Genomic DNA, 12,160 nt, shown 5'->3' on the forward strand with positions numbered 1-12,160 from the left:
TGCTGCAGAGCTTGTATAGAACAAGCTAGCAGGCAATACCCCTACACCTCTAGTGGATCGACATCCACAATCCAGCGCGCCCGCGCAGTTTGTATCGCCTCAACAAAAGGCATAGCCTGATGCAAAGCGCGCTGTAGCTGATTTTTATTTGCGGCGCTCAGCAGCCATTGCGCGCGCTCCACTCCGGCCTTTTTCACCATGGTGGCCAGCACCGGCTGATTCAGAGTGAGGCCATCTAATAGTTGCGCCGGCAAACCCGCAAAGCAGGCGCGAATTTGCTGCAAGAGCGCCAGTGCTTCTTCTGCTTGCGGGGCTTCGGCACGAAACAGTACCCAGGCAGCGGCCGGCGGTAAGGCTAACTCTTGCCGCTCGCGCCAGGTGCGCTCAGCAAAGGGCGCGTAATCCCGCCCGAGCAATTGATGGTAAAACGGGTGATCGGCAAACGCGGTCTGAATCATCACTTCGCCCGGCGTTTCGCGCCGGCCAGCCCGCCCTGCCACTTGGGTGAGTAGCGCAAATAATCGCTCTTCCGCGCGAAAATCAACGCTATACAAGCCTGTATCGGCATTGAGCACCACCACCAGATTTAGCCGGGCAAAATCATGCCCTTTGGCCAGCATTTGCGTGCCGATTAAAATATCAGCCTCGCCGGCATGCACTTGCGCCAACACTGCATCCAGCTCGCCTTTGCGGCGGGTGCTATCGCGATCAATCCGCAAAATCCGTTTACCCGGAAAATGCACCGCCAAAGCGTCTTCCAGCCGCTGCGTGCCCTGCCCGACTGGTTTGAGATCCTGATTGCCACAATCCGGGCAGCTGGCATCAATCTGCGCTTCGTGCCCGCAGTGATGGCAGCGCAAGCGCCGATCACGTAGATGCAGCACCAAGCGCGCCGAACAATGCGGGCAGGCCGCCATCCAGCCACATTCCCCACACTGCAGCACCGGCGAATACCCACGCCGATTGATAAACACCAACACTTGCTCATCACGAGCCAGCGCCGCATGCATCGCGGCCAGCGCCATGCGATTCAGGCCATCGATCAAGCCAGCTTTTTTGACGGGCAACAGCGTAATTTTGGGCAAAACCGCACCCGGCACCGCCCGCTCCGGCAGGGCCAGCGTGGTATAGCGCCCGGCGCGGGCATTGGCCCAGGTTTCGATGCTTGGGGTTGCGCTGCCCAAGACAATCGGTACCTGCGCCTGCCGCGCCCGATACACCGCCACATCGCGCGCAGAATAGCGCAAACCCTCTTGCTGCTTGAATGAAGGATCGTGCTCTTCATCGATCACAATCAGCCCGAGCGTGGGCATGGGGGTAAAGACCGCTAGGCGCGTACCCAGCACAATTTGCGCTTCACCCCGCAGCGCCGCCAGCCAGTTACATGCGCGCTCAGTGTCATTAAGCCCGCTATGCAGGCTGGCCATGTGCACGCCAGGAAAACGCGCCCGAAACCGACCTTCTAGTTGTGGAGTTAGGTTGATTTCCGGAATCAGCACCAGCGCCTGTTCGCCGCGCGCCAACACGGCGGCGATGGTTTGCAGGTAGACCTCGGTTTTGCCACTACCGGTAATGCCATACAACAAAAAGGCGGCAAAGTCGCGCGCCGCGCTCAATACCGAGACCGCGGCCTGCTGCCCGGCATTCAGCGGCAAGGTGGGGCTGGCAGCGGCCAGCTGGGTAGATTCGGCGGCCACGGTAACCCAGCCCGCTTCGGCCCAGCGTTTGGCCCATACCACGCCCTGTGCATGCACGCGCCGCAGAGCGGCGGCCGATTGCGGCTGCGCGAGGGCTTGGGCCACGCGGACTTGGGCGTGGGCCCGACTCGAGAGCTGCGCCAATAGCCGTGGCACATCGGCAGCAAAATACACCACCGCCGGTGCGGGAGGCTTAAACGCAGGTACCGCGCGAAACACCGTAGGCAACGCACTGGCAATAGCCGCGCCCAATGGATGATGGTAGTAATCAGCCACAAACTGACACAGCGCCAAGGTGGTACTGGGCAATGCTGGCAAATCATCGCGCACGGCCAGAATACTGCGCAGCTTTTGCCCATGCTGGCCGTCGTTGGCCACCAGCGCCACCACAATCCCCGATAGCTGCCGCGGGCCGAATGGCACAATCACCCGTTGCCCGACCACGACCTGATGCTGTCCCAGGCTGTAATCAAAAACGCGGTTCAGTGGCACATCCAGCGCCACCTGGGCGAGTAGTTCAGTCATGCGGCCTTGGTTTGCGGTTTGGCACTGCAGCGCAGCAAAAGCATGCTTGGCGCGGCCTGCCCATTAGTAATATCCACGACAAAATCTGCCTAAAACGGTTATTCACATTTTCTGTGGATAATTTTGTGGACTAAGTGCTAAAAACTAGAAAAAACCTAATCGGGGCTTGATGATGTTTAGGTTGCACAAAAATTAAGCTAATACAAAATATATATAAAATTCAATGGCTTATATTTTGTCAATCTTTTGCAACTTTATTTTCCGCCCCTATTGACAAGGACAAAAACCATGCCAAATCAGTGTGCATAACTTGGCTGGCGTTCCCGCCCCATTACCTGAGGAAAACCAGCCAAGTCATTGATTTAACATCACATTACAAATCAATGACCATCTGTAAGCTTGTTAGTTTTTACCTGATAAACGATGGACGGCAGACACCAAAGCGGCTGCATGCTCAGGGTTGGTGTATTGCGAAATACCATGCCCCAGATTGAAGACATGGCCGGTTTTAATCCCACTGCCATCATTGTAACAATCCAGAATGCGCTTGACCTCAGCCTCAATCGCCGCTGGCGGTGCAAACAGCGCCACCGGGTCGAAATTGCCCTGCAGTGCAACTTTATCGCCCACGCGGCGGCGCGCTTGGCCGATGTCGGTGGTCCAATCCAAACCAATCGCGTCACACCCCGTTGCCGCGATGTCTTCCAGCCACTGGCCACCGCCTTTGGTAAACACAATGACTGGCACTTTGCGGCCTTCGTTTTCGCGTTTCAGGCCGGCCACGATGCGGGCCATGTATTGCAGCGAGAATTCCTGATATTTGCCAAATGGCAGCGAGCCGCCCCAACTATCAAAAATCTGCACTGCTTGCGCGCCCGCTGCGATTTGCGCATTGAGGTAATCAATCACCGTGAGGGTATTCACCTCCAAGATACGGTGCAACAGGTCTGGACGCGCATACATCATGGTTTTAATGTTGCGATAGTCATCCGAGCTGCCGCCTTCGATCATGTAGCAAGCCAAGGTGTATGGGCTGCCGCTAAAACCAATCAGCGGTACGCGGTTATCCAAGCCCTTGCGAATCGAGCTTACCGCGTCCATCACGTATTTCAGCTCGGTATTCACATCCGGTACAAACAGCTTGGCGACGTCGTCGTCGGTGCGCACCGTGCGCTCAAATTTCGGGCCTTCACCTTCAGCGAAATACAAACCCAAACCCATCGCGTCAGGAACGGTCAAAATATCCGAGAACAAAATCGCGGCGTCGAGCGGGAAACGCTCCAGCGGCTGCAAAGTCACTTCGGTAGCGAGCTCGGTGTTTTTACACAACTGCAAAAAAGAGCCTGCCTGTTTGCGCGTGGCGCAGTATTCCGGCAAATAGCGGCCGGCTTGGCGCATCATCCACACGGGGGTGTAATCAACAGGCTCACGCAACAGCGCGCGCAGGAAAGTATCATTTTTCAGCATGGTATTCTCAGTGGCCCGTGGTAACGGGCATTTATTTAATTAATGCACTTGCTTATTCGAGTCGCGCTGACTTACAAGGGCTGCAGCGACCAACGCCCTTGGCCCAGACAATCCAGCGCCTGCTGGTGATATTCCACCAGCCCAGTGCGATGGCCAACGCTAATCATCACCCCTGCCCGCATCGCTTCGCGTACCGCCTGATACAGCTGCGCTTCGCCATCGGCATCCAGCGCTGAAGTCGATTCATCGAGGAATAAATAATCTGGCTTGAGCAAAATCGCGCGCAGGAGCGCAATCCTTTGCTGCTCACCCAGGCTTAACACATGCGACCAAGCATCGGTTTCATCCAGCCGCGGTAGCAAATGCGTCAAGCCAGCCAGCGCTAGCAGCTGCCGGATATGTTCTTCATCGTGGCCAACATCTTGCGGATAAAACAGCGCCGCCCGGAGGGTGCCTAAAGGCATATAGGGTTTTTGCGACAGAAACAGGGCCCGGGTATTGCTCGCCAGAGCCAATACTACCTTGGGCATAGGGCCATATACCCGCAATAGCGCGCAAAAGCGTCGATTTGCCCGCTCCTGATTTACCGCGGATTAACAAGCTATCGCCCGGCTGCATAGTTAGCGCCAGATCATCGAGCAAGACTTCACCATCGGGCTTACTCACCCGCAGCTGTTGCAAACTTAAACCCGCAGCCTGCGCACTTGGCTGCAAACGTGGCAATTGCTCGGCGGCGGCCATGCTGTGCTCAAAGGTGGTTAAACGATCAATCACCGCTTTCCATTTGGCCAAGGTTGAAAAACTGCTGATGATGAATTCCAGCGAGTCATACACTTTGCCAAAGGCTGAGTTAATCTGCATCAGCCCACCCAGCGGGATTTCCTTGGCAAAAAAGCGTGGTGCCGCCACGATCAGCGGGAAAATAATCGCCAGCTGCCCCCAGAAAGAGGTAAACCAGGTCAGGCGCTTATTCATGCGCATCAGCGACCAATAATTGCTCACCACCTGCACAAAACGCTGGCGCAGGCGCAGCTCTTCATCTTGCGCGCCGCGATACAAGGCCACAGATTCGGCATTTTCACGCACCCGGATCAGCCCAAAGCGAAAATCCGCTTCATAGCGCTGCTGCATAAAATTGAGCCCCACCAATGGGTAACCCAGCCACAACGTGATCCCCGTACCCACTGCGGCATACACTAGCGCCACCCACACCATATAACCCGGGATGGTGAGCTGAGTGTTACCCAGCATAAAGCTCAAGGGGCCAGAGAGCGTCCACAAGATGCCCACGAACGACACCAGCGTGACCACCGCACGTAATAAGCCCAATGAGAGTGACAGCGAATAGGAAATAAATTGATCGACGTCTTCGGCAATCCGCTGATCCGGGTTGTCGGTGTTTTTGTCGGTCAGCTGCATGCGGTAAAAGGTGTTGTCGCGCAACCAGCGCTGAGTGAAATAGGCGGTGGCCCATTTACGCCAGCGAATTTCCAGCATTTGCTGAAACCAGATCGCGTGCACGGCAATCACGATATAAGCCGCAGCCAGATAGCCAAACTTCCACAATGCCGCTTTAAACGCCGGCAGATTGTAGTCTTGCAGCGAGTTGTAAAACTCGTTATTCCACTTATTAAACTGCACATTCATGAACACCACGCCCAGAGATAGGCTGATGATCACCAGCAGCAGCCCCCAGGCATAGTATTTGTCTTCCGACACCCAATAGGGTTTGGCAATGCGCCAGAAATTACGGAACAAATGGCGCACGGTCGGCGCGCGTTCAACGTGATCGGTCATGCGTAGCTCCGGGTGGCAAGATTAGCGGCAGGGTTTTTGCGTCCAAGCCTTTTTATTGCCCCGGCGGCATTGCCAGTCTTGGGTCACACTATTAATCAGCCACACCCCGGCCTGCGGCTCGAAATTAAGCACAAAGCGATAACGCTGAGTCGCCACGCTATCGTCCAGCAGGCCCTCTTTGGTGAGGGTCAGATTCACCTGATTAAACTCTTCCGCGCTGGGGCTTTGCTGCTGGATATTCAAGCGCTGATATTCACCGATGCCATATTCATTGGCGACGCGATCGAGCAAATAGTCATACACTACCTGCACCGGCGCCTGGCCCTGTTTGCCTTTGGCAATGACCACGGCAGGGGTTGTGGCAGATTCAGCCGCCATGGCAAGACTAGACACACATACACAAGCGGCCAACAGGGAAGCGCGTAATACGTTCATCATTACTCCTTGATCAATGGCAAACACAGGCCGGACAGCGATACGCTGCCCGGCCTTGAGGGAAACACCAGCGGTTTACTTCGCCCAGCTGTCTTTCAGGGTTACGGTGCGATTAAATACCACTTTTTCACCCGGCTGATGATCATAGCGATCGGTCACAAAATAGCCCAAACGCTCGAACTGATAGCGGGTTTCCGGGGCCGCATCACGCACGCACGGCTCCACAAAGGCCGTAACCGTCTTCAATGATTCAGCATTAATAAACTGCTTGAAATCGACATACTGGCCGTCTTCACCGCGCACCGCATCCGGGCGTGGCTCGGTAAACAGGCGCTCATACAAGCGCACTTCGGCCTCGATGGCGTGCTCGGCCGAAATCCAGTGGATCACGCCTTTCACTTTGCGGCCTTCGGGGTTTTGACCCAGGGTATTCGGGTCGATCGAACATTTGAGCTCAATCACTTCGCCGTTGGCGTCTTTCACCACTTCATCGCACTTGATCACGTAGGAGTAGCGCAGGCGCACTTCGCCGCCCAAGGTCAGGCGTTGCCAGCCTTTCGGGGGCTCTTCGGCAAAATCATCACGCTCAATCCACAGCGTCGGCGCAATCGGGATTTCGCGCTCGCCCATTGCTTCGTGATGCGGATGAAATGGCGCGCTTCGGCTGCCGGTGACGCCCGGCTCGAAATTCGTCAGCGTTACTTTCAGCGGGTTCACCACCGCGATCACGCGTGGGCTTTCGCCCTCCAGCGTTTCGCGCACTGCGCCTTCCAAAATGGAAAAGTCGATGATGTTTTCGCCCTTGCTCACGCCGATGCGCTGCGCGAACAGGCGAATACCCGCCGGGCTGTAACCACGACGCCGCATGCCGCTGATGGTGGTCATGCGCGGGTCATCCCAGCCATTAACCAGCCCTTCGGTCACCAGCTGATTGAGTTTGCGTTTCGAGGTAATCGAATACAGCAATTCGAGGCGCGAAAACTCGATCTGTTGTGGGTGGCAGCCAATCGAAATATTGTCCAGCACCCAGTCATACAGCGGGCGATGGTCTTCAAATTCCAGCGTACACAGGCTGTGGGTAATGCCTTCCAGCGCATCGGAAATACAATGCGAATAGTCGTACATCGGGTAGATGCACCACTGATCACCGGTTTTGATGTGCGTGGCGCGTTTGATGCGGTAGAACACTGGGTCGCGCAAATTCAGGTTCGGCGAGCCCATATCGATTTTCAGGCGCAGAGTTTTACTGCCGTCTTCGAATTCGCCGTTTTTCATGCGCTCAAAGAGGTCAAGGTTTTCTGCAACCGAGCGATCACGGTAAGGGCTGTTGCGACCTGGCTTTTGAAAATCGCCACGGTATTCGCGCATTTGCTCGGCATTAAGCTCGCACACATAGGCCTTGCCAGCTTTGATCAGCTCGATGGCAAAGGCGTGCAATTGCGGGAAATAATCCGAGGTATGGCGCACATTGCCATGCCAGTCAAAACCCAGCCAGCGCACATCGGCTTCGATGGCTTTGGCGTATTCGTCGTTTTCTTTTTCCGGATTGGTGTCATCCATGCGCAGATTGCAGCGCCCCTGATAATCCTGCGCAATGCCGAAATTCAGGCAGATCGATTTGGCGTGACCAATGTGCAGATAGCCATTGGGCTCGGGCGGGAAACGGGTCTGGATGGCCTGATGCTTGCCACTGGCGAGATCACTATCAATGATTTGGCGAATGAAATTGCTCGGCGTCGCCGCTGCTTGTTCTTGGCTCATAGCACTCGGAAAGTCAAAAGTAGATTTAACCCGTGATTCTACCAAAGCCGCCGCTGCCCTGCCGAGCTGATCGCATCGGCGTGCACATTGGCGCGCGCGAAGCCGACGCTCCGGGCGGCTGTAGGCAAATCACACGGGCATAAAAAATGGCGGGCCGGGCCCGCCACACAGATACCATACAGGGTATCAACCCCAAGCGCTTATCTAATAAGCGCCACAGGGCTATACCCAACAGATTTAGATTTCAGCTTGCGGATCTTCTGGCACTTCGGCTGGCAGCACTAAATTGAGCACCATGGCCAGAATACTCACCAAGCCCACACCGATCAGGCTGAAATTACCCACCTGCACCATCAAACCACCAATCCCGCAGGTCAGCACCACCGACACAATCACCAGATTACGTGGTGCCATCAGGTTCACTTTGGCGTCGATCAGGGTTTTCAGGCCAATTGAAGCGATGGTCCCAAACAGCAGCACCATAATTCCGCCCATCACCGGCAGCGGAATCGACGTCAGCACGGCATTAAATTTGCCAAAGAAGGCCAGAATCACCGCCAGCACCGCGGCATAGGTCATGATTACCGGATTGAAATTGCGGGTGATCATCAGCGCGCCGGTGACTTCGGCATACGTGGTAATCGGCGGGCCGCCGATCAGGCCGGCAAAACACACCCCTGCGCCGTCGCCACTGAGGGTGCGATGCAAACCGGGTGATTGGGTGTAATCGGTGCCGGTGACTTTACCCAGCGCCATCACGCCGCCAATGTGCTCGATACACGGGGCAATTGCCACCGGCAGCATAAACAGCGCCGCGGCCCAATTCACCTCGGGCGAGACAAAATGCGGCATGGCAAACCATGGTGCATTGATGATCTGCTCAAAATTCACCACACCCAGAAAGCAAGCGGCGATGTACCCCACTACCACACCCGACAGAATCGGCACCAACCGCAGCATGCCACCAGCAAAAACCGACACTACAATCGTCGTCGCCAGCGAAATCGCCGCCAACAGCAGTGAGGTCGCATACGGCACCAGCTGTTTACCGCCGCCCTGCCCCATGGCCATGCCCGAAGCGGCCACCGCCACGGACAAACCAATTACCATAATCACCGGGCCAATCACCACCGGCGGCAGCAATTTATGAATAAAGCCCATGCCGCGCCAGCGAATCAGCCCCGCCACCACGAAATACATAAAACCGGCGAAAAACAGCCCGAACTGCGTCGCGCCCTGCCCCCAGGTTTGCATCGAAAAGATGATGGGGCCAATAAAGGCGAAGGAAGAACCCAAGAAAATCGGCACTTCCCGGCGGGTAAGAAATTGGAACATCAAAGTGCCAACGCCAGCCCCCAGCAAGGCCATGGCCGGATTGAGGCCGGTGAGCAATGGCACCAGCACCAGCGCGCCGAAGGCCACAAACAGAATTTGCGCGCCGGAGATAAATTGTTTGAGTTGGGCGAACATGCTCAGTCCTTGTTGATGGTGCCGAAGATTTTATCGCCGGCATCACCCAGCCCCGGAATAATGTAGCCTTGCTCATTCAGATGCGAATCCAGCGAGGCCGCCACAATCTGCACATCGGGGTGAGCTTCATTCACCAGCTTCACACCTTCCGGTGCCGCCACCATCACCACCGCAATAATTTCTTTGCAACCTTTGCGCTTGAGCATATCGATAGTCGCCACCAGCGAGCCACCTGTGGCCAGCATCGGGTCGATAATCAGCGCCAAACGATCGTCGAGGCTACCGACAAATTTCTCGAAATACGGCACCGGTTGCAGGGTTTCTTCATCGCGCGCCAGACCCACCACACTGATCTTGGCCGAAGGCACCAGATCGAGCACCCCATTGAGCATACCCAGACCGGCCCGCAAAATCGGCACCACGGTCAGTTTTTTGCCCTTGATCTTTTTCACCTGCACGTCGCCACACCAGCCTTGAATCGTGACGTCTTCCAGCGCCAGCTCACGCGTGGCTTCATAGGCCAGCAAACGGGCCAGCTCTTCGGTCAGCAGCCGGAATTTATTGGTCGAGACATCGGCTTCCCGCAACAGGGCCAGCTTGTGCTGCACCAGCGGGTGTTTCACTACGGTGATTTGCATGATTTTTATCCTTGTTTTGATGCCGCCATTGTAAGGATTTACGGCCGGAATACTATTGAGGAAATTCCTGTCATTGCAGGGGATTTGCGCCACATCAAGCCCGCCTGCGCCACCCTGCCAACTCAGCGCGCCAACCCCCAGCTCATCTTAGCAGGCGGCTTTGTCTCTGCCTGCGCTGGCGGCCAATACCCAATAAAAAACCTCCGCAAGCGGAGGTTTAAAGGGCGATGAGATTAACCGTTGTGATCCAGACGCTCAGCCAGCGGAATCTGGCTCGCCAAGACTTTATCCACCCGATGCCCATCCATATCGACCACTTCGAGCGACCAATCGGCCCACTGCGCAATATCGCCGGTGCGCGGCAAGCGCCCCAAGAGCAGCATTAACATCCCGCTCAGGGTGTGGTAGCTGTTTTTATCTTCATCCGGCACGCTGGCCAGTTGCAGGCGATCTTTCAATTCGGGCAGCGGGATCAGGCCATCGAGTAGCCATGAGCCATCGGCGCGCTGCACTGCCCACGCGTCTTCCAGATTGGCCGGGGTAAATTCGCCAGTCAGGACTTCCAGTACGTCCTGCAAGGTCACCAGCCCTTGCAGTTCGCCATATTCATCCACCAGAAATACCATTTCCACGCCCGACGAGCGCATTTGCGCCAGAAGCTCCAGGCCCGTTAGCGTTTCCGGTACAAACACACAGGGTTTAAGCTGCGCCGAAAGATCCACCGCTTCGCCATGCAGTACTTTTTTCAGGATTTCGCGGGTAGAGAGCACACCCAGCAATTGCTCCAGCCCACCGCGGCACACCGGAAAGCGCGAATAATCGGCTTGCGCCACTTTGGCGAGGTTGTCTTCCAGCGGGTCGGCCAGATCCAGAAACACCATATCGCCGCGCGGGATCATCAGCGATGTCACCATCCGATCATCCAGCCGCAATACGTTGCGTACCATTTCATGCTCATGCGCTTCAATCACGCCGGCTTGCGAGCCTTCAACCAGCACGGCATCGATTTCATCCTGGGTCACCGCTTGCCCGCCCTGCTGATCAGCGCCGAGGATTTTCAACACACTGGTAGTCGAGAAAGACAGCAGCCGCACAAACGGCCGGGTAAGCAGGGCCAAACCGCGCAGTGGGCGCGACACCAGGCAGGCGATGGCTTCGGGGTTGAGTTGGCCCAAGCGCTTGGGCACCAATTCGCCTAAGATAATCGAGAAATACGTTACCGAGACCACCACGCAGATGGTGGCGCTGTTGTCGGCCAGATGCTCCGGCACGCCAAAGGTCATCAGCCAATCGGCAAACGGTGCCGCCAGGACCGATTCACCGACAATACCACTCAGGACGCCAATCGAAGTAATCCCGATCTGCACAGTGGACATGAATTTGGTGGGGTCTGCGCCCAGCTCGAGCGCGACTGCTGCGCCGCGATTGCCGCCTTCTGCCAGTTTGCTCAACCGCGCCTTGCGTGCGGTGACCAGCGCGATTTCGGACATCGCAAACAGGCCATTCAGGACAATCAGGCCCAGCAGAATAAAGATTTCCATACGGGATATTCAATTAAACGAAGACGGAGTGGATATTGTTGCAGAAGTTCCCGTCTTCAAGTTTAAGTGGGCGCCAGGCGCCTAGATCTCACCCCATTTGCGCAACAGATTGTGATACACGCCCGTAAGGCCGATGGCGGTGGCGTTATCCCCCTGCTCCAGCCGTAATTGCCGGATGTGGGTATCGAGCTCAAACAGCAAGCCGCGCTCGCCCTGATCGCGGATCATGCTTTGCATCCACATAAATGAGGCCATCCGCTGGCCGCGCGTAATCGGCTCCACCCGGTGCAAGCTACTGGATGGATACAGCACCATATCGCCGGCAGCCAGTTTCACTTCGTGCAGGCCATAGGTGTCTTCAATCACCAGCTCGCCGCCATCGTATTCTTCCGGCTCGCTAAAAAACAGCGTGGCCGATAAATCCGAGCGCACCCATTCGCCGGTGAGCGTCATACGGCGCATGGCGTTATCCACGTGCATGCCAAAACTCATGCCCTCGCCATAGCGGTTAAACAGCGGTGGGAAAATCCGCTTGGGCAAGGCGGCCGAGAAAAACAGCTCGTTTTTTTCCAGCGCCGCCAGAATAATCGCCCGCACGGCCTCGGCGGCCGGCTCGTCATTGGGCAATTGTTCATTGTTTTTAACCTTGGCCGACTGGCTACCCGCCGTGATCCGGCCATCCAGCCAGGCGGCGTTGTCCAGCAACTGGCGACAATGGCGCACCTGCTCGGCGGTGAGAACTTGCGGAATATGCAGCAACATGATGATTCTCCAATTTTAAAACTGTTTTTCTCAAGGCCCGCGCGGCAGACATTCAGAAAAACAGACC

The 12,160-nt window shown here is 56.2% G+C and carries 10 protein-coding genes; all 10 read right to left on the reverse strand.

Annotation, left to right across the window (positions count from 1 at the left end):
* Positions 1-41 precede the first annotated feature (41 nt).
* Positions 42-2,222: a primosomal protein N' gene (locus tag L991_RS03195; RefSeq protein ID WP_047392159.1), complete on the reverse strand. Its 2,181-nt coding sequence runs from the start codon at positions 2,220-2,222 to the stop codon at positions 42-44.
* Positions 2,223-2,624: 402 nt separating this feature from the next.
* Entirely contained in the window at positions 2,625-3,689 is a 1,065-nt protein-coding gene (gene hemE / locus L991_RS03200) for a uroporphyrinogen decarboxylase (RefSeq protein WP_047392160.1), read from the reverse strand.
* Between the two features lie 71 nt (positions 3,690-3,760).
* Positions 3,761-4,153 (reverse strand): ATP-binding cassette domain-containing protein, encoded by a 393-nt coding sequence (locus L991_RS17850; protein WP_197053786.1) that lies wholly within the window; start codon positions 4,151-4,153, stop codon positions 3,761-3,763.
* Positions 4,095-5,486, reverse strand: coding sequence for an ABC transporter ATP-binding protein/permease (locus tag L991_RS03205; protein WP_197053787.1), 1,392 nt, complete (start codon positions 5,484-5,486; stop codon positions 4,095-4,097). Before L991_RS03205 ends, L991_RS17850 begins: the two co-directional genes overlap by 59 nt.
* Positions 5,487-5,507: 21 nt before the next feature.
* Positions 5,508-5,921, reverse strand: coding sequence for a hypothetical protein (locus L991_RS03210; protein ID WP_156128967.1), 414 nt, complete (start codon positions 5,919-5,921; stop codon positions 5,508-5,510).
* Positions 5,922-5,996: 75 nt separating this feature from the next.
* Positions 5,997-7,682, reverse strand: coding sequence for a glutamine--tRNA ligase/YqeY domain fusion protein (locus tag L991_RS03215; protein ID WP_047392165.1), 1,686 nt, complete (start codon positions 7,680-7,682; stop codon positions 5,997-5,999).
* A 237-nt stretch (positions 7,683-7,919) separates the two neighbouring features.
* Positions 7,920-9,152, reverse strand: a complete 1,233-nt coding sequence (locus L991_RS03220; protein ID WP_047392168.1) for a uracil-xanthine permease family protein — start codon at positions 9,150-9,152, stop codon at positions 7,920-7,922.
* 2 nt (positions 9,153-9,154) lie between these two features.
* Positions 9,155-9,790 (reverse strand): uracil phosphoribosyltransferase, encoded by a 636-nt coding sequence (upp, locus tag L991_RS03225; protein ID WP_028450935.1) that lies wholly within the window; start codon positions 9,788-9,790, stop codon positions 9,155-9,157.
* A gap of 233 nt (positions 9,791-10,023) precedes the next feature.
* Complete coding sequence (locus tag L991_RS03230; RefSeq protein WP_047392171.1) at positions 10,024-11,331, reverse strand: hemolysin family protein; 1,308 nt, start codon at positions 11,329-11,331, stop codon at positions 10,024-10,026.
* Between the two features lie 81 nt (positions 11,332-11,412).
* On the reverse strand, positions 11,413-12,093 hold the full coding sequence (locus L991_RS03235; RefSeq protein WP_047392176.1) for a Fe2+-dependent dioxygenase: 681 nt from the start codon (positions 12,091-12,093) through the stop codon (positions 11,413-11,415).
* Positions 12,094-12,160: the final 67 nt, after the last annotated feature.

Source organism: Chitinibacter sp. ZOR0017, assembly GCF_000799095.1.
Lineage (GTDB): Bacteria > Pseudomonadota > Gammaproteobacteria > Burkholderiales > Chitinibacteraceae > Chitinibacter > Chitinibacter tainanensis.